The 18,093-nt window shown below is 67.4% G+C and carries 16 protein-coding genes, 1 other RNA gene and 1 pseudogene; 9 read left to right on the forward strand and 9 right to left on the reverse strand.

Features of this window, described 5'->3' with window-relative positions:
• The first annotated feature begins 13 nt into the window (after positions 1-13).
• Positions 14-1,216 (forward strand): hypothetical protein, encoded by a 1,203-nt coding sequence (locus tag AC3IR9_RS03140; protein ID WP_489293997.1) that lies wholly within the window; start codon positions 14-16, stop codon positions 1,214-1,216.
• A 332-nt stretch (positions 1,217-1,548) separates the two neighbouring features.
• A complete protein-coding gene (locus AC3IR9_RS03145; RefSeq protein WP_489293999.1) occupies positions 1,549-3,546 on the forward strand; it encodes an acyltransferase family protein in 1,998 nt (665 codons plus the stop codon).
• A 47-nt stretch (positions 3,547-3,593) separates the two neighbouring features.
• Here the strand turns inward: AC3IR9_RS03145 and AC3IR9_RS03150 are convergent.
• From AC3IR9_RS03150 to AC3IR9_RS03160, 3 genes and pseudogenes are all read right to left on the reverse strand, one after another.
• Positions 3,594-3,944, reverse strand: a pseudogene (locus AC3IR9_RS03150) (FAD-binding oxidoreductase); the annotation flags it as partial.
• 278 nt (positions 3,945-4,222) lie between these two features.
• Complete coding sequence (locus AC3IR9_RS03155; RefSeq protein ID WP_489294000.1) at positions 4,223-4,948, reverse strand: fimbrial biogenesis chaperone; 726 nt, start codon at positions 4,946-4,948, stop codon at positions 4,223-4,225.
• 57 nt (positions 4,949-5,005) lie between these two features.
• The gene (locus tag AC3IR9_RS03160; RefSeq protein WP_489294002.1) at positions 5,006-5,521 is read right to left on the reverse strand and encodes a fimbrial protein; all 516 of its coding nucleotides are present in this window, start codon (positions 5,519-5,521) and stop codon (positions 5,006-5,008) included.
• Positions 5,522-5,793: 272 nt separating this feature from the next.
• Here AC3IR9_RS03160 and AC3IR9_RS03165 point away from each other — a divergent pair, with 272 nt between their 5' ends.
• Genes AC3IR9_RS03165 through AC3IR9_RS03180 form a run of 4 tightly spaced genes read left to right on the forward strand, consistent with a single transcriptional unit; the run spans position 5,794 to position 9,952 of the window.
• Positions 5,794-8,079, forward strand: a complete 2,286-nt coding sequence (locus tag AC3IR9_RS03165) for a fimbria/pilus outer membrane usher protein (protein ID WP_489294003.1) — start codon at positions 5,794-5,796, stop codon at positions 8,077-8,079.
• Positions 7,985-8,317 (forward strand): FimD/PapC C-terminal domain-containing protein, encoded by a 333-nt coding sequence (locus AC3IR9_RS03170; RefSeq protein ID WP_489294004.1) that lies wholly within the window; start codon positions 7,985-7,987, stop codon positions 8,315-8,317. Before AC3IR9_RS03165 ends, AC3IR9_RS03170 begins: the two co-directional genes overlap by 95 nt.
• A gap of 37 nt (positions 8,318-8,354) precedes the next feature.
• Positions 8,355-8,861 (forward strand): fimbrial protein, encoded by a 507-nt coding sequence (locus AC3IR9_RS03175; protein WP_489294005.1) that lies wholly within the window; start codon positions 8,355-8,357, stop codon positions 8,859-8,861.
• A complete protein-coding gene (locus tag AC3IR9_RS03180; RefSeq protein ID WP_489294006.1) occupies positions 8,858-9,952 on the forward strand; it encodes a fimbrial protein in 1,095 nt (364 codons plus the stop codon). The genes AC3IR9_RS03175 and AC3IR9_RS03180 overlap by 4 nt, the downstream gene beginning before the upstream one ends.
• On the opposite strand, the gene AC3IR9_RS03185 is transcribed toward AC3IR9_RS03180, so the two are convergent.
• The 4 genes from AC3IR9_RS03185 to AC3IR9_RS03200 are packed head-to-tail and all read right to left on the reverse strand — an operon-like array spanning position 9,949 to position 13,968.
• Positions 9,949-11,334, reverse strand: coding sequence for an FAD-binding oxidoreductase (locus AC3IR9_RS03185; protein WP_489294008.1), 1,386 nt, complete (start codon positions 11,332-11,334; stop codon positions 9,949-9,951). The two genes, AC3IR9_RS03180 and AC3IR9_RS03185, sit on opposite strands and share 4 nt — an antisense overlap.
• The gene (locus AC3IR9_RS03190) at positions 11,334-11,873 is read right to left on the reverse strand and encodes a metal-dependent hydrolase (RefSeq protein ID WP_489294009.1); all 540 of its coding nucleotides are present in this window, start codon (positions 11,871-11,873) and stop codon (positions 11,334-11,336) included. Before AC3IR9_RS03190 ends, AC3IR9_RS03185 begins: the two co-directional genes overlap by 1 nt.
• Positions 11,873-12,241, reverse strand: coding sequence for a YraN family protein (locus AC3IR9_RS03195; RefSeq protein WP_489295676.1), 369 nt, complete (start codon positions 12,239-12,241; stop codon positions 11,873-11,875). The genes AC3IR9_RS03190 and AC3IR9_RS03195 overlap by 1 nt, the downstream gene beginning before the upstream one ends.
• A 5-nt stretch (positions 12,242-12,246) precedes the next feature.
• The gene (locus AC3IR9_RS03200) at positions 12,247-13,968 is read right to left on the reverse strand and encodes a penicillin-binding protein activator (RefSeq protein ID WP_489294010.1); all 1,722 of its coding nucleotides are present in this window, start codon (positions 13,966-13,968) and stop codon (positions 12,247-12,249) included.
• An 80-nt stretch (positions 13,969-14,048) separates the two neighbouring features.
• Here AC3IR9_RS03200 and rsmI point away from each other — a divergent pair, with 80 nt between their 5' ends.
• Complete coding sequence (gene rsmI, locus AC3IR9_RS03205) at positions 14,049-14,870, forward strand: 16S rRNA (cytidine(1402)-2'-O)-methyltransferase (RefSeq protein ID WP_489294011.1); 822 nt, start codon at positions 14,049-14,051, stop codon at positions 14,868-14,870.
• Between the two features lie 55 nt (positions 14,871-14,925).
• Positions 14,926-15,276, forward strand: an RNA gene (rnpB, locus tag AC3IR9_RS03210) — RNase P RNA component class A.
• A 637-nt stretch (positions 15,277-15,913) separates the two neighbouring features.
• Here the strand turns inward: rnpB and AC3IR9_RS03215 are convergent.
• Positions 15,914-16,417, reverse strand: a complete 504-nt coding sequence (locus AC3IR9_RS03215; RefSeq protein WP_489294012.1) for a DM13 domain-containing protein — start codon at positions 16,415-16,417, stop codon at positions 15,914-15,916.
• Positions 16,418-16,542: 125 nt separating this feature from the next.
• On the reverse strand, positions 16,543-17,310 hold the full coding sequence (locus tag AC3IR9_RS03220; RefSeq protein WP_489295678.1) for an NRDE family protein: 768 nt from the start codon (positions 17,308-17,310) through the stop codon (positions 16,543-16,545).
• Positions 17,311-17,635: 325 nt separating this feature from the next.
• Between AC3IR9_RS03220 and AC3IR9_RS03225 the strand changes: the two genes are divergently transcribed.
• Positions 17,636-18,082: a division/cell wall cluster transcriptional repressor MraZ gene (locus AC3IR9_RS03225; RefSeq protein WP_489294014.1), complete on the forward strand. Its 447-nt coding sequence runs from the start codon at positions 17,636-17,638 to the stop codon at positions 18,080-18,082.
• Positions 18,083-18,093: the final 11 nt, after the last annotated feature.

Genomic DNA, 18,093 nt, shown 5'->3' on the forward strand with positions numbered 1-18,093 from the left:
GAGGATTTCTGCAATGAAGACACGTTTCAGGCTGTGCATTGCCGTGCTGTACGGGTTGGTCGCCACGGTGGCAGGACCTGCCGCCGCCCAGGTACAGGTGGTCACCGTTACCGGGGAGTTCCGGCCGAGCGCGCTGAACCCGGGCAATACCGCATTCCGAAACACTACCCCGCCCAGCAGGTACTGCAACTGGCGGCCGGAGGAGTGCAGCCGCGAGGGTGCCTACATTTTTGATGTGGGCGGCGGCGGCGAGCTCTGGCGCAAGAGCGGTGATGACGACGATGCATCGCGCCGCGACACAACCTATGTACGATTCCCCCTGCCGCGGATGATTACCCTGCAAGACGCGTCGACTGGGCAGTCGTTCGAGGCGAAGGTCAGCTTCGTGGCGATCTCGATGCGGCTGAATTTCGCCAACGGCGCCGACCCCTGGCTGTACGGCATCACCGGCGGCTGCACGACCATTTTTGGCGCTGGTGGATTGGGATGGGGAGAGGGGGCCTGGAGAGTGCGCGACCCGCTTGCCCCTCAGGAGTGCTACAGCACGCGTGTACGTAACGGCCGCACGTATGTGTATCGCAGTGTGGGGATCGGCCTCAACGTCGAGCTGCCCAGCGCTTTGGAGTTGCAGGGTGGCCGCTACACTGGGCAGGAAGAGTGGACCACCGGTGGTGCCGGCGCTGACATCGACCTGGGCGACAACATCAGCGGCACGCAGGCGATCAGCATGAACTTCGTGTTCGATGTGATTCATGACTTCCAGGTGAGGTTTCCGGCCGAGCAGCCGCAGGTGCAGTTGGCGCCAGAAGGCGGGTGGAAGCAGTGGGTGGACCACGGCATCGCGCCGGCCAGCCTGCGCCAGGTGGTGCCCTTCCAGCTGACCACCTCGATGGATTTCAGCATGAAGTTGCGCTGCGAGTACCCGGTGGACAGCCGTTGTGGCATCCGCAACACGGCCGTGGATGCGGTGGTGCCTGTGGATGTGGATGTCACGCTGCCGGGCATGACCAATCTTCGTGATGGGCGCCCCGCGCAGTTCACAGCACTGTCGTCCGATGATGGCCTAGCGCCGCGATTCACACCTGATGGCTACCTGATGCGGCGCCGGTCGACCCTGAACTTCAGCGCTGGCCGCGAGGCGGTGACGGAGATGCTGAAGGCACCCGGGTCACGCTGGGAAGGCAACATGACGGTGGTGTTCGACGCCAATCCCTGAGCACCCACGGCGATGGCCGTGGTGGGCGCCCGCCAGCCGGCGCCAGGCTGCTGTCGCGGTGCCCATGCGGGTGCCCAACGCCTTTGCCAGATCATCAGACACGCGCAGGGGCGCCGGATCAAGCGGCGCCGGAGATCATCCGGCATCGCTGCAGTGTGCTCAGGGCACTGGATCTATCGGTAACGGCGTTTCGTGCGAGCTGCGCCGCAGTACCGATCGCACCCAACCTATACCGCAACGGAACGACGGCGGACGGTGTCGTGTTTGCCCTTTGAACCGCTCGCCCTGTTGCGTCAATCCTGTGGATCACCTACCTCGCCTCGGCCGCCCACATGCGCACGCCTGGATGCTCCTACAACCCCGCCATTGACGGCATGCGCGCGCTCGCCGTGCTGGCCGTCATCGTCTTCCACGTCGATGGTCAGCTGCTGCCGGGTGGCTTTACCGGCGTGGACCTGTTCTTCGTCATTTCAGGCTTCGTGATCAGCCAGTCGCTGGCCGCGCGGGGTGACAGGCCACTCGGCACCTTGCTGCTCGATTTCTATCGTCGCCGCGTGCTGCGCCTGTTGCCTGCGCTGCTGCTGATGCTGGTGGTCACGTTCGTGCTGTCGGCGTTGCTGATTCCGCGGGCGTGGCGCAATGAACAGTTCGACCAGACCGGCATGGCCGCGCTGCTTGGCTTGAGCAATTTCGTGCTGGCCGGCCAAGAGGACAGCTACTTCTCGCCCGGTGCAGACCTCAACCCGTTCCTGCATACCTGGACATTGGGCGTGGAGGAACAGTTCTACCTGGTCTTTCCCGTGCTGTTCATCGCCTGGTTGCGCGGTCGCCAGCGCTTCCCTTCGTTGCGCTGGCTGCTTCCGGTAGTGTCGCTGGTGTCTCTGTTGCTGGCGGCGTGGCAGAGCCGTGCTGCGCCCACGACGGCCTTTTACCTGCTGCCCGCACGCTTCTGGGAACTGGCCGCCGGCGCGCTGTTGTACCAGTGGATAGCGGCCCGTGGCGGTGCGCCGCACGGGCGTCGGCTGGCGTTGCCCGGACTGGCGCTGCTGGTGGCAGGCGTGGTGCTGGCGCCGATGCTGCCCTTGCCGTTCCCCGGGGTGGCGCTCACGGTGACCGGCGCGCTGCTGGTGCTGGTCGCGGTGTCCACCGAGGGTGCCGCGGTGTCCTGGTACGGTCGGATGCTGTCATGGGGGCCGTTGACCTACCTGGGCCGCATCTCGTACTCGCTCTATCTCTGGCATTGGCCGCTGCTGGTCCTGCTGCGGTGGACCTACGGGCTTCAGGGCGCGGTGCTGTGGCTGTACCCGATCCTGCTTCTGCTGCTGGCATCGGCTTCGTATCGCTGGGTGGAGGGGCCGGTGCGCCGCGCGCCCCGGTTGTCTGCATGGGCACCGATCAAGGTGCTGGCGCTGGTGGTGCCGGCGATTGCCGGGTCTGCGTTGCTGGCGTGGAGCATGGTGACCTTCCATGAGCAGATATCGCTCAGCAACACCCGCGACGGTTACGTATGGCAGGCGCGCAAGTATCCGGCATGGCGCCCGATCGAAGCCGTGAACGCACCCGGGTTGGCGGGGCGCCGCCTGTTCGTCGTCGGTGACTCGCACGCAGCGGCGTATCGCACGCTGACCTCGATGGTGGCGCGGCAGACCGGCATGGAGGTGCGCCAGGACGACCAGGGTGGGTGTGGCATCGTCAATCTGCTGCGCGCGGCCCCGGCCGACTGCCGGTCCTTCGCCGAGCGGGCGCTGTCCCGCATCGAGGCGCAGGCGCGACCGGGCGACATCGTGCTGCTGGCATCGCTGCGCATGCCCGAACTGCGTGGCCGCGACTGGGGCAATGGCGATGCGGTGGTGTTCCAGCAGATGCTGGCAGAGCGTACGCCGTCCGATGCCGCCGCTGCGCGCGCCGAGGCGGAGGGGGTGCTGGACAGGCTGCAGCGGCTGGGCGTGCACGTGGTGGTGGATGCGCCGTTGCCGCTGTTCAAGGCGGGGGCGTACCGCTGCATGGACAGATTCAACCGGATGAATCCGGCCTGCGCCGGCGGGCTGGACATGGCGCGCGCCGACCTGGAGCTGCTGCGTGCACCGCAGCTGGAACTGCTGGCCGCGCTGAGCGACCGCTATCCGTCGTTGCACGTTTGGGATCCACTACCGCTGTTGTGTGGTCCGCAGACGTGTTCGGCCATGGACGGTGACCAGCCGCTGTTCTTCGACAACGATCACCTGAGCGGTCACGGCAACCGCGTATTGCTGCCAGATTTCCGCACCACGCTGATTGACATCACCCAGCGCGCACGCCCCGTAGAGCCGGGCAGAGCCCGGCTTCCGTAGAGCGGGGGCTCTCCGGCTGCCATCCGCTCCCGCGCCGTGAACCCGCATCACGCCGGCGGCAGCACCTTGCCTGGGTTGAGGATGCCGTCCGGATCCAGCGCGTGCTTGATCGCACGCATCGCCGCCAGCGTGGCCGGGCTGAACGCCTGTGCCATGAAATCGCGCTTGGCCAGCCCGATGCCGTGCTCGCCGGACAAGGTGCCGCCGAGTGCCAAGGTCAGTTCAAAGATCTTCGGCAGCGCGGCATGGGTCAGCGTGTACTCGCGCGCCAACGCCTGCACGCCGGCCACCAGGTCGGGGATGCGCGATACCGGCACCACCACGTCTTCGTTGATCTTGCCCGGGGCGATGCTGCGCAGCGCGGGCGACAGCGCCTTGCGCGCGGCCGACAGCTTGTTGCATACGGCCTTCCATCGGCATCAGCCCGGATCAGCCCAAATCAGCCCAAATCAGCCCAGACATACTCGATAATGCAATCACTCCTTTCCTTGACGGTGTTCGGATGAGCGACCAGGACACACTTCTCCGCGTTCTTGACCAGGCACAACGGCAGGGCGGAAGTATCTGGAAGGGGCTGAGTTCACGAAAGACGCCGGGCAGTGCCCGGCGCCTGAGCGATATATCAGCGGTGCCACCCTCAGGCGCACGTCCACGTAGCGTCGGGCTCTGCCCGGCGTTACGGGACGCTTACAGGCGCTTCCAGGTCGCGCGGCGAACCGTAATCATCCAGCCATTGGAACGTCACTCTCGCGGGCATGGCCGCACCGGCAGGTAGCGGCAGACGTACCTGCTGGCCCGGCGCGATCATGTCCACGTCAACCTTGCGACCATCGGCCAGGGTGAGGGTGCTCAGGGTTACGTGGTAGGCGCTGGGATTGCGAACCTCCAGCGCGTCGCCCGCACGCGACCAGACCAGTGCAGCGGCTGCATCGCGTGCATCACCCGGTAGGCCGGCGGGCCGATGGAAGAGCTTGATGCGCGTGCGCACCGCAAACTGCAACAGGTTCTTGCCGGCTGCATCGCGGGGCTTGGGCGGGATGTCCAGCAGGTTGAAGTAGAACACCGACTCGCGATCAGTCGGCAGTGCTGCTTCGGACGGGCGCGGTGCATAGGTGATGCGGTACGCCTGGCCCTGGTGGGGCTGCAGCAGGCGCGGTTCTGCCGGGGTCAGCCGGAACGGTGTGCGCACGTTCTCCGGGCGCGCCTGGCTGTCGCCGTCGTCGATCCAGACCTGGGTCATCGCCGGCAGCTCGCCGACATTGCTGGCCTTCAACGTTACGTCACGCCCCTGGCGGGCGTCGTGGATGATGCGGGTGCCCTGCAGGGTGACCGCGGCCGATGCCGGCGTGGCGACGAGAATGCTCGCCAGCGCCAACACCCATGTCGATGCATGGGATGTCATGTGTTGCCCTCTGGGAAAAGGGAGGGCGGCGCCGGTCGCCGGCCCTCCTGTGCGGTGCTATTTGTAGAGCACCACGAAGTCGCCGGACGCGTTGGCGATGCCCTGGGTGGCATTCTGGGCGGGGGAGGCATACCACGCGCTGTAGTCCAGCTGGCCGCTGCCGCCGGCGGCAATGGTCACCCACATCGACGGGTCTTCACCGATCTTCTGGTGGTCACCGTTGGCGTCATACAGCGCCACGCCGACATTGGTCGCAACCGAGGTTGCCGTGAGTGCCAGGTTGCCCGTGCTGCCATCGGGGGTGCCGCCAAAGCGCACGCCCACTTCCTGCGCCGCGCCCGAGCCGCTGCAATCCAGGTTGATGCTGAAATTCTTCTGGCCGGCGCGGGTGTTGGCGTTCACCGACGCCAGGTCGACCTTGCCCATCGGCACGGTGACGGCGCCGCCGGTGGAGCCCACCGCGCAGGTGGAGGTCATCAACTCGCCGGTGATTTCCAGACGCTCGGCCATGGCAGCAGGTGCGGCTACGACGGTGATCAGGCTGGCGCAAAGCAGGTTGAATCTGAAGGACATCGTGGTCGCTCCTTTGTGGGAAACAAGGGGGTGAGGAATGCGGTCTGCTTCCGTGGGGCGGGCAGTGTGCGTGCGCATCGCCCCTTGCGCCATGCAACAAGTTGCAGATTGTGTGAGCGTCGATGAGCACTGCGATTGATGTATTGCAGCCTGTGGGCAAGGCGGATATCTGCAACTTGTTGCATGGGATCGGCCACACCTCCGCCCTACACTGCGCAATCTCCTGACTCCCTGGCGCCGGCGGTCACCGCCGTCGCGATTCGTCGTCTTCCATGCACGATTCCCGCTGCGTCACCTCGCCACCATGCCACGTCGGTGCCCTCGCTGCGGCCATCGTCGCCACGTTGTCGACGGCCAGCATGCCAGTGCTGGCCGCCCCTGCGGCGCTGGAATTCAGCGACGGCTTCCTGATCGGTGGCAAGGCAATCGACATGCAGCGCTACGCGCGTGCCGGGCAACTGGAGGCCGGCGTACATCCGTTGGACGTGGTGGTCAACGGTGAAGCACGCGGCACGCAGGACATTGTCTTCAGCGGCGACGAGCACAACGTCCAGCCCTGCGTTTCCGCTTCGCTTGTGCGTACGCTGGGCCTGAAAGCAATGTACCTGGACGCGCTCGATCCCGATCCTGAGGCCTGCGTTGCACTGGCTGCGATGATCGACGGTGCCAGCCTGGAGGTGGACAGCGCCACGCTGCAGCTGCTGATTGGCATCCCGCAGGCGGCGCAGGCTACCACCGCGCGCGGCTACGTGTCACCGGCGCAGCGCGATACGGGCATCACCGCTGGTTTCATCGATTACGCCTTCAACCAGAACCGCAGCCAGGGAGGGCGCGACAGCCGCTACCTCGGGGTGAATGCCGGGCTCAACCTGGGCGCGTGGCGCCTGCGCCACCGCGCGTCCATCAGTCACAGCGAGCGCGGCACACGCCATGAAGTGATCAGCAGCCACCTGCAGCGCGATCTGCCGCATTGGAACAGCCAGTTGCTGCTGGGCCAGGGCAATACCGGCGGCGAACTGTTCGACAGCGTGGCATTCACCGGCCTGCGCGTGGCTACCGACGACCGCATGCTGCCCGATTCACTGCGCGGCTACGCGCCGGTGGTGCGCGGCATCGCCGAGGGCAATGCGATGGTGCGCATCCGCCAGAACGGCAACATCATCCATGAGGCCAACGTCGCGCCCGGGCCGTTCTCGATCGAGGATCTTTACCCCACCAATTTCGGCGGTGACCTGGACGTTACCGTGACCGAGGCAGATGGCCGCGAGCAGCGCTTCTCGGTCAGTTTCTCGGCCGTACCGCAGGCGCTGCGCGCGGGCTCCTCACGCTTCAGTGCCACGGCGGGTGCGCTGCGTGATGCCAGCGGCTACCTGCAGGAGCTCCGGTTCGCCGAAGGCACCTACGCGCGCGGCATCAGCAACCGCTTGACCGCCTTGGGCGGCACCCAGCTGGGCGAGGATTATCAGGCCCTGCTGGTTGGCGCGGCGCTCAACACCGCCATCGGCGCATTTGGTGCGGACGTGACCCATTCGCGCGCGCGGCTGCGCGGCGACGCTCGGATCAGCGGCAACAGCTACCGGCTCAACTACCAGCGCTATGTGGCCAGCACCGGCACCAACGTGGGCCTGGCCGCCTATCGCTACAGCACCCGCGGCTACCTGACCCTGGGTGATGCGGCGCGCCTGCAGGACGATGAATGGGGATACAGCAGCCGCGCACGGCAGCGCTACCAGCTGAACTTCTCGCAGAAGGTGGGCGCCCGCAGTTCGCTGTACATCAGCGGCGGGCACGTGAGCTACTGGGACAACAGCCAGCGCCGCAACGACATCCAACTGGGCGTGCAGAGCGTGTGGGGTCGTGCCAACTACGGGCTCTCGGCCATGCGCTATCGCCTGCAGGGCGGTGGCGAGGATACCCGCTACGCGTTCACCCTGAGCATGCCCATCGGCCGCAGCCCGAGTGCGCCGCGCCTGGGCAGCCAGATCAGCCATGCCGACAGTGGCAGGCAGGCACAGCTCGGGCTCACCGGCGCGTTGGGCGAGAACCGTGCGCTGAGCTACAACGTCTCCGCCGGCGCCGCCAGTGGCGGCGACCGCAACCGCAGTGCGTACGCGGCTTACCAGGGCGGCCGTGGCAACTTCACTGCAGGGTACAGCCGCTCGGGCAGTCACAGCGCGCTGTCGGCCAGTGCCGCCGGCAGCGTGGTGGTGCATGGCGGTGGCGTGAACGTCGGGGCGCCTGTCGGTGAAGGCTTCGTCCTGGTGCAGGCCGACGGCGCCCAAGGCGCGAAGGTTGGCTACGGCGAGCCGATCCGCGTGGCCCGCAATGGCTATGCGCTGCTGCCGCATGTCAGTCCCTACCGGTGGAACCAGATCGACCTGGATCCCTCCGGCCTGCCCGCTGGAGGTGGAACTGCTGCAGACCTCGCAGCGGGTGGCGCCCACCGCAGGCAGCATCGTGCGCGTGGTGTTCACTGCCCGCCGCGAACGCACGCTTTTCATCGATACCACCGATGCGCTGGGCCAGCCGCTGCCCTTTGCGGCCCGGGTGGACGATGAGACCGGCCGCACGCTGGGTGCCGTGGGGCAGGGCGGCGTGATCCAACTGCGCGGCGCGCAGGACAGCGGTGCGCTGTGGGTGGACCCCGACGGCCCGCACCGCTGTCGCCTGGACTACCGCACGCCCGATGCCCCCGATGCCTACGGCCTGTCCTGGACCCAGGCCGTGTGTGTCCGCCAGCCCGTGCTTGGCCCAGGGCTGCAGGCTGCTGCCGACGCAGCGGCACACGCTGATTGACCTTCCTCTCATGCCCTTCCTCTGCAGGAGCACCCCCATGTTGAATTCCCGCCGTCTCGTGCTGGTCGCCGCGTTGCTGGCCTTTGCCCCGGCCACGTTCGCCGATACCGCCACCCTCACCATCAGCGGCCGCGTGCTGCCCGGAACCTGCACGCTGGCAGCGCCGGCGATCGCGCTGGACCCGGTCAACGCCAATGACCTCACCCAGGGCGACAATCTGCTCAAGGCCGGCGTGTTGAATTTCACCGGCTGCGTGGGCGTGACCAAGGCAGTGTTGTCCTTCGACGGTACCGCCGCCGATGGCGATGCCGCACGCTGGAAGAACACCGCCAGCACCGATGCGGCCGATGGCGTATCGATCGCCCTGCTGGCAGGCGCCACCGGCAGTACCTACCTCAAGCGCGGCGATACCGGCATCGACGTGCCGGTGACCGGCGCGACGGCCAGCTATGCGTTGCGTGCGGGTTACTACCTGCCGGTGCTCGGGGGGCTGACGGCCGGCGCGGTGCAGGCCGAGATCGTCGTGACTGCGGACTACGAATGAGCCGGGTGATTCCACTGCGAAGGATGATCCTGCCCGCCCGTCGAGCTGTCCCGGAGATGTGCCGTCATCGCGGTGGCTTTCTTGCTGGCGTCGCGCGGGGCAGCACGCTGCGGTCGTGGATGCGCCTGGTCTGTGCGCTAAGCGTCGTGTTCGGCGCCGCGCAGGCCTCCGCCGCCTGCGTACGCTTGAACCCGGGCGACCAGGACATGACCATCAGCCTGACCATGCCGAACCTGGACTTTCCAGACAGGCGCTTTCAAGCACGTTCGGACGGGGCACTTGGTGACGCCTTTCGTTGTGACGCTGGCCAGAGTGCCTTTCATCTCGATCTGCCGCTGACCGGTCTTACATACGAGCGCGAAATTGCTGCAGAGGACGGCCGCACCTACAGTGTCTACAGCCTGGGCCCACGATCGCCATTGATTGGCTTCATGCACTCGGTAAGTACCCGCCATAACGGCAACCACCGTTCCAGCCAGCGCGCCGTCACGGTGGGAGCACCATTTCTGAATCAGGGCATTGTCTCCAACGCTGACGAGCCGGTGGACGTGGAAATGTATGTGATGTTGTTCTTCCGCGGTGGCGCGATGGAGAGCATTCCCATGACCCATCTCGGCACCGCTACTTCGTGGAGCGACAGTGACCCGAGCCAGCGCATCCAGCATCACATCCGGCTGGAGGTGAATGTGCCGGTGCTGACCTGCACCCTGAGCGACACTGCGCGTACGCTTGATCCGGTGTCGGCCGACCAGCTGGCCGTGGTCGGCAGCGATGCAGGCGAGAAGCCGGTGGTGATGAGCATGAGCTGCCCCAGTGCGAACATCAACGTCGAGATGGTGCTGGCCGATGCGAACGACGCCGGCAACCGAGGCAGCGTGCTGGCACCGGCGTCTGGTTCCGATGCGGGGGGCGTACGCGTGGAGATGCTGCGCGGTGGCAGCCCGGTCCAGTTCGGCCAGTCGTGGCGGCATGGTGGGTCCAGCAAGGGCAGCCAGGACATTCCTTTCACCGCGCGCTATGTCCGCACGAGCGATCCCCTTCACCCTGGCCAGATCGTCGGGGAGGCGGTGTTGACCGCCACCTATCGCTAAGCCGGCGGCAGCACCTTGCCCGGATTGAGAATCCCATCCGGATCCAGCGCCCGCTTGATCGCACGCATTGCCGCCAATGTCGCCGGCGTGAACGCCTGCGCCATGAAGTCGCGCTTGGCCAAGCCAATCCCATGCTCACCCGACAACGTGCCGCCCAGCGCCAAGGTCAGTTCAAAGATCTTCGGCAGCGCGGCATGCGCGCGTGTGTTTTCGTCGGCGTTGTCGGGGTGGTACAGGATGTTGACGTGCAGGTTGCCGTTGCCGGCATGGCCGAAGGTGACGATGGTCAGCGTGTACTCACGCGCCAGCGCCTGCACCCCGGCCACCAGGTCGGGAATGCGCGACACCGGCACCACCACGTCTTCATTGATCTTGCCCGGGGCGATGCTGCGCAGCGCAGGCGACAGCGCCTTGCGCGCGGCCCACAGTTTCTCGCGCGCGGCCCCTTCCATCGCCACGTCCAACGCCAGCAGGCCGGCGCCCTCGGCGGCGGTGGCCAGTGCCTGCAGCAGGTAGGGCAGGGTGTCGTGGTCGCCATCGGCGTCCACCAGCAGCATCGCACCGGCCTCGGGCACGTCGGCGCCATTGCGACGCAGCAGCTCCAGGCTGCGCGCGTCCATGAATTCCAGCCGCGTGGGCACCACCGGTTGCGCCATCAGCCGCGACACGGCTGCGGCGGCGGCATCGGCATCGCGGTACAGCACGCGCAGCCCGGCCTGGGCGACCGGCAGCGGGGTGAGCTTGAGTGTGGCTTCCACGATCAGCGCCAGCGTGCCTTCGCTGCCGACCAGCAGGTGGGTGAGGTCGTAGCCGGTGGCATCCTTGGTGTAAGCGCCGCCGCAATGGATCAGGTCGCCTGCGCCGGTCACCGCCACCAGGCCGAGCACGTTGTCGCGGCTGGTGCCGTACTTCACCGCGCGCGGCCCGCCGGCATTGCAGGCCAGGTTGCCGCCGATGCTGCAGATCTCCGCGCTGGACGGGTCCGGCGCCCAGAACAATCCGTGCGGCATCAGGGCCTGCTGCAGGTCGCCGTTGAGCACGCCCGGTTCGACCACCGCGCAGCGGTTGCCGGGCTGGATGTCCACGATGCGGTTCATGCGTGCCAGCGACAGCACGATGCTGCCCTGTACCGGCACGGCCGCGCCGGTGGTGCCGGTGCCGGCACCGCGCGCGACCACTGCGATGCGGTGTTCGCGGCAGGCGCGGACCACGGCCACCACCTCGTCGCGATGCCGCGGCAAGGCAACGCCGGCCGGCAGCATGTGCCGCCACGAGTTGTCCTGCGCGTGCGCTTCCAGCGCGCTGTCGTCGGTGCGCCAGCCGTCCTCGCCGAGCAGGGCATGCAGGGTGGCAACGAAGGCAGCAGGCAGGGCAGTAGTCATCAGGAGGTCCGGGAATCGACAGGCGCGCGTTGGATCAACTTCCAGCCGACCACGGCAGCGGCCAATGGCAGCCACACCCAACGCAGTTCGGATACCAGCGTGGCCAGCCCGCGCGCGCTGAAGAACTGGCCGGCGAACGGCGACACACGAATCGGCCGCCACGGTGCAAACAGGCGTTCGCCACTCCACGGCCACCACAGCGCAACCCCGAGGCCACCGAAGGTGAACGCATCCAGCAGCGGGTGCGACAGCGCGCTGATGCCGACGAAAGCGGCGGCCTGCAGTGCGCTGGCGCGCAGGCGCCGATGCAGCAGTGCGGCCAGGGTGGCGAGCACGCTGGCGAAGGCGATGGAATGACTGGCGCCGCGATGGCCGAAGCTGTCGGCATAGGGAATGTGCAGGGCGAATGCCAACACATCGGCATCGGGCAGCATCGCCGCGACCACGCCTGCGGCCAGCAACGGTGTGGAAATGCGACCCCGATCAGAGGCCGCCCACAGTGCCAGCGGAATCGCCGCGTGGGTAAAAATACTGGGCATCAGCAATCCTCCAACCGGAAGGCATCGCGCAGCCAGCGCAGCTGCGGCGGCTCCCCGCTGGCATCGATCACATCGAAGCGGCACGGTTGTTCGGCCAACGCCGGATGCGCCATCAGGAACAGCTGCGCGGCCAGGACCAGCTTGCGCCGTTTGCGCAGGTCGACCGAGGCTGCACCGCCGCCGAACCCGGCGGTGGCGCGGTAGCGCACTTCGACAAACACCGTGGTGCCGCCATCACGCATCACCAGGTCCAGCTCACCGCCGCGATAGCGGGCGTTGGCGGCAACCGGGCGTAGCCCGGCGTTGCGCAGATGGGCGAGCGCGGCTGCTTCCACCGCCGCGCCGCGTCGTGCCTGCGCGGTGGGCACCGGGCTTAGTTGCTGGTGGCGATCGGCATCGGCCGGCCGCCGCTGAAGGTCGACCACGCCGGCACCCGCAGCACATTGCCGTTGCTGTCCAGGAACAGGGTGCCGGTGGCACCGGCCAGGCCGCCTTCGGTGGCCACCTTGTCCAGGTAGGCGCTGATCTTCCACGCATCGAAACCGAACGCGAACAGGCGCCCGGAGGCACCGCGCGCGGACGGCAGGATCTGCCCGGCGGTGGTGGCCGAAGGCAGGCCGGGCACGCCGCGCACGTTCCAGGCTTCGTTGGGGTAGACGATGCCGTCCAGCGCCATGTCTTCCTCGACCTTGCCGGCCCCCACGGTCAACTGCGAGGTGCCCACGCGGGTGGCGCCGCCGGCACCGGCCAGCGCCAGCAGCGGGGCCAATGCACGCGCCTGCGGTGCCTTCACTGCCAACAGCACGCCATCCACGCTGCCGGCGTTGCGGATCTGCGCGCCGATGTCACCGACGGTCTCGCCCACGCCGATCGTGGCAACCACCTGGCCGCCACGCTGGGCGAAGCGCTCGCGGAACGCAGCGGCGGCGCGGCGGCCGTTGTCGTCATTGCTGTGCAGCACCAGCACCTTGCTGCGTTCGCGGCTGCGCAGGTACTCGGCGGCGATGATGCCGTCGTCTTCCGGGGCCAGCGAGAAGCCGGCACTGCCGGCCGGCGGGCTGCTCTTGCCACGGTTCAATGCCAGCACCGGCACCGGCAGCTGGGTGCGGCCGAACACCGCGTCCACTTCATCGCGGCCGAGCGGGCCGACGATGAAATCGACCCCGGCGTTGACCGCCTTGTCGTACGCGGCCACGGCGCCGGAGGCGGTACCGGCGGTATCGATGAACTGGATGTCCGGGCGACGGCGGGATTCACCGTAGTAGCCGCTGAGCAGGCCGTCACGCACCGGCTGCGCGGCGGTGGCCAGGCGCCCGCTGAGTGGCAACAGCACGGCCATCTTGAGCGGCGGGCGGTAGCCATCGCTCATCGCGGCAGGGCGCTTGCTGGTATCGAACTGCGAGGCGCCTTCGCGATCGAACGGACGCGGCAGCGGCAGGCCACGCGCGATCAGGGCGCGGCCGGCGAAGTTGTACAGCGGCTCGTTGGCCGGCAGCGCGGCGGCGCGGGCGCGCAGGGTGGCATCGTCGAGCGTACCCAGCACGCTGGCGATGGCCTGCTGGTTGTCGATGCGGGCCTGTCCGGTGAGCGCGGCATGCGCGCGGGCGCGCTCCTGCGCGGCGCCGAACAGGTCGCCGGTGGCCTGCAGCGCGTTGGCGCGGGCCAGCTGCCAGCGCGTGCGCAGTTGCGGTACCACCTTGTCCGGGGATTCCTTCAATGCCGCCAATGCCTGCGCCGGCTGCTTGTCGGCCAGGGCCAGTTCGGCGCTGGTCAGCTGGTAGCGCTGCAGGCTGGCGCCGCCGAGTTGGCGCGGGGTGATCTGTGCCAGCAGGGTGCGGGCGCGTGGGCTATCGCCGGCTTCGTGCCAGGCGAACGCGGCGTCGGCCAGTGCGGCGGCGCGGGCGGCGCCCTTGAGCGTGTTGGCCAGCGCTTCCAGCTGCACGGCGGCATCGCGCGGTTTGCCTTGATCGATCAATGCCAGCGCCTGGGCCTGGGCCGGCGATTCGGGCGCGCTGGTCAGGCTCGTCGTGGCGCAGCCGGCAAGCAGCAGCAGCGACAACGACAGGGCGGAGATCCGTGCGACGGGCTTGTTCATGATCAGGTCCATTCGATGGGGGCAGCGGCCGTGGCCGGGGAACGGTACGATTCTACCCTTGACCCACGAGTGCCGTTGCGATGAGTGCTGTCCCCACGCTGTATGTCGTTGCCACCCCGATCGGCAACCTGGCCGACCTGACACCGCGGGCGCAGGACGTGCTGCGCTCGGTGGCGGCGATCTGCGCGGAGGACACCCGCCGCAGCGGCCAGCTGCTGGCCCATTTCGGCATCCAGCAGCCGCTGGTGGCATTGCATGACCACAACGAAGAAGCGTTGTCGCAACGGATCGTGGCGCGGTTGCAGGCCGGGGAGTCGCTGGCGCTGGTGAGCGATGCGGGCACGCCACTGGTCAGCGACCCGGGCTATCGGCTGGTCCGCGCGGCACGTGAGGCCGGTATCCGGGTCAGCCCGGTACCGGGCGCATGCGCGGCGATTGCCGCGCTGAGCGTGGCCGGGCTGCCCAGCGACCGGTTTACCTTTGAAGGCTTCCTGCCGGCCAAGGCATCGGGCCGCCGCGAGCGCCTGCAGGGCCTGGCCGGGGAAACGCGCACGCTGGTGTTCTATGAATCCTCGCACCGCATTGCCGAGTCGCTGGCGGACATGGTGGCCGCGTTCGGCGCCGAACGCCCGGCGGTGCTGGCGCGCGAGCTGACCAAGCTGTTTGAAACCGTGCTCGATGGTGACCTGGCCGGGTTGCTGCGGCAGGTGGAAGCCGACGACAACCAGCGCAAGGGCGAGTTCGTGGTGATGGTGCAGGGCGCCGCCGACGATGAGCAGGCCCAGTTGGCCGCCGGCCGGCGCATGTACGCCAAGCTCAGCGAGCACCTGCCGCCGTCGACGGCGGCCAAGCTGGCCGCGGAATTGACCGGGGCCCCGAGAAAGGCGTTGTACGGCGGCTAAATTCCGACCTGGGAACGGCCGGCTGGCCCGCGATTTGTGGGACAATGCGCGTGGCGGAGTCGGCCAGACAGTCGCGTCATCCCTTGCGGATGCCGAGGAAAGTCCGGGCTCCACAGGGCAAGGTGCCAGGTAACGCCTGGGCGGCGCAAGCCGACGGAAAGTGCAACAGAAAGATACCGCCTACGTTCCCCTCGGGGAGCCGGTAAGGGTGAAATGGTGCGGTAAGAGCGCACCGCGAGTCTGGTAACAGACCGGCACGGCAAACCCCACCTGGAGCAAGACCAAATAGGGACCTAATGACGTGGCCCGCGTCGGGTCCGGGTAGGTTGCTTGAGCGTTGCGGTGACGTAACGCCTAGAGGAATGACTGTCCACGACAAAACCCGGCTTATCGGCCGGCTCCGCCCTTTCTTCGCGATGTCGCGAAGAAGCCCCACGGTTTGCGGTGCAAACCGTGGGCCCCGGGCGCCACCAGCCCCCAATTCCCTGCGCCTGTCGGCGCGCCCCCCCTTACTAAAGGCTCTTCGCCCATCTGCGGGGCAAACAGAAACGTGCCTTGACGCTTACCAGGCGCAGCCGTCGTTGGGTCGGGCGCTGGGCCCCCGTGCCCTTTCCGGCGAATGTCCTCCGGCGTCGGCCTGCGGCCGCCCCCTCCCCCTTTATTTCGCCTCCAAGGGCATGGGGGCCCAGCGCCCGACCCAACGACCACCGTCAAAAAAGCGTGGCGTCCACTTGCCCATCGCAAGCCGAGCCCCGTAGCAGCCGGTAGGCCCCTGGGCAAAATCAAGGAGGAGGCCGCCCGCGGCCGGGGGACATTTGCGCCAGGGGCCTACCGGCTGCTACGGGGCCCTCACGCTCGCGACCGGCCTGATCGGAGACGCCGGTCAATCCAAATGGCGCCTGCACACCTGGCCAGCGGCGTAGCGTCGTGCTCACTCTGCGACGGCCCTTGCAGCAGGACGCTCCCCTCAGATGGGAGAAGAACTTACTAAAGGGGGCTGTCATGTCTGCCAGGCCCCGTGCGCTGGATGCTGGCGACACCTTCTATTGCGGCGACGTCGCTGCCTGCACCCGGTCGCGGTATTGGGCGGCGGAGATGAACTGGCTGAACGCTTCGCACCAGACCACCACGGTGGTGTAGTCGTCGATGTCCACGCTGGCCGGGACATCGGCCAGGAAGCGCTTGAACGTTTTGACGTCGCCGATCAGGCGGGCGTCCTGCTTGATGCGCAGGAAATCACCGCGGGTGTCGACGAACTCGCGGGCCAGGTACACCTTGTAGTCCGGGCCGGGGGCCATCTTGCCGTCGAAGGCGATCTGCTTCTGGCTGACACTGACCTTGCCTTCGGCCCAGTGCACCGCATCGCTGCCCTTGAGGTCGCGGCGGAATGCGGCCTGGTAGGTGGCGCGCTGCATCACCGCGCTGACCTGGTCCTGCGCCGGGTCGTCGGGGGCGGTGAGGATCGGCAACAGATAGATTCCCAGGCCAATGCCCAGGCCAAGGGCCAGGACGTGGGTGGCGAAAAGAACAAGGACTCGTCGGTTCATTACAGCTCCGGTCAGTACGACGCGCAGGCGCCAGGTACCGGAGAAGAGGGCGGTGGGCGTCGATTCGATCCGCCGGGCGTCGCCACACCATTCAGGTTCGAGGCGGCACCGGGGGCTGCCCCGCGCTAGCGGGGTGGGCCGGGCACCCGTCGGGTCTCGCCCGTACACGCACCATCGGCGCCGAACCGGCGCTCGCAGATGAAGCCGTGGCCGGCGGCATCCAGCGCGATCACCGTACTTGCGCGGGTGCCGTACTCGGGGCTGCGGATGAAGGCCGACGACAGCCAGCGCTCACGTTCCAGGCCAATCCCGGTATCGGGCAGGGCGCTGTCGTCGGCGCGGGTTTCATCGGCCAGCGCACGCCACAGCGGGGCCAGATCGTCCTCGCCTTGGTCGATCCAGGCCTGCAGGGCCGCGATCAACATCACAGTTTTCGGCCAGGGGGCGTCCAGTGGACCGTTGGACATGCCGTGCACGCCGGCCGTCAGCGCCTGCCGCCCGGCCGGGTGGTTGCCCAGGAACTCACAGCTACTGGTGTCGGCCAGCAGCAGGTTGAATGGCGCAAATTCCGCCGCGCGGGCCGCCAGCCGGTCGGAAAACGCCGCCGCCGATGCGCGGTCACGCAGGTAGTCGGCCACCAGCGCCCCGCGTGAAGGCCCGGTCTGGCGGGCCAGCGGGTCGCGCACGTTGGTGACCACCGCCATCCGGCCGCCGGCACCGATGCCGGCCCAGCTGCCGCCCGAGCGCAGGTCACGCCCGGCCAGCAGGCCGCTGTCCGGGGCCGGCCAGGCCGCCAGCGCGGCCGTGGGGCGGGCGTGGAACTCATCGCGGTTGCCGGCCAGGACCAGTTGCCAGCGCGGGTGGGACTTCCAGGCAAGGGCGAGCAGGCACATGGACGACATTGTGGCGCGTTTGCGCAAGGCCGAGTCAATGGCGACGGGCCTCTGAATGAATGCGCGTCTATGTTTCACGCGGTCTACACGGGGCTGAACTTCGCCCCAATCTCAAAAATTGAGACGAAACAGCGACTTGTGGATAAGCCTTGAACAAGTCTCTAAAGATTGCTGCAAGCCCTTGATGTTCCAAGCGATTTGTCGGTCGCAAAGTTGTTGACAACCTAATCGGCACTGCTAAGGTGGGCAACAGAGGGAAAACCGGGTCTTTTGTGGTTTTTCGTGGTTCAATGTTTCACCGGGCAAAGGAAAAGGTGCACGCGTCGTGTTTCAAGGCGAGACGGCCATCACGGTTGACGATAAAGGACGCATGGCGGTTCCCACCGCGCATCGCGACCTCGTCGCGCGCGTGAGCAACAACCGCCTGGTCCTGACCTACAACCCCTTCGAAGCGGGCTGCCTGTGGCTGTACGCCGAGACGGAATGGGAGCGGGTCCGCGACGACGTCATGTCCAAACCCAACACACAGCGCGTCGTACGTCTGCTGCAACAGAAGCTGGTCGGTTCGGCCGCGCATCTGGAGCTGGACGGCAACGGCCGCATCAGTATTCCTGCCAGCCACCGCGGTGCCGTTGGTATTGAAAAGAAGGCGGTTCTGCTCGGCATGGGCGACAAATTTGAATTGTGGAGCGAGCAGGCACATCGCGCACTGATCCAACAGACGTTGTCTGACGGGGATCTGGGCGATGGGTTGCTCGACCTGAAGTTGTGAGCCGGGGTGCC

The sequence above is a fragment of the Stenotrophomonas sp. GL_101 genome, from assembly GCF_057835675.1.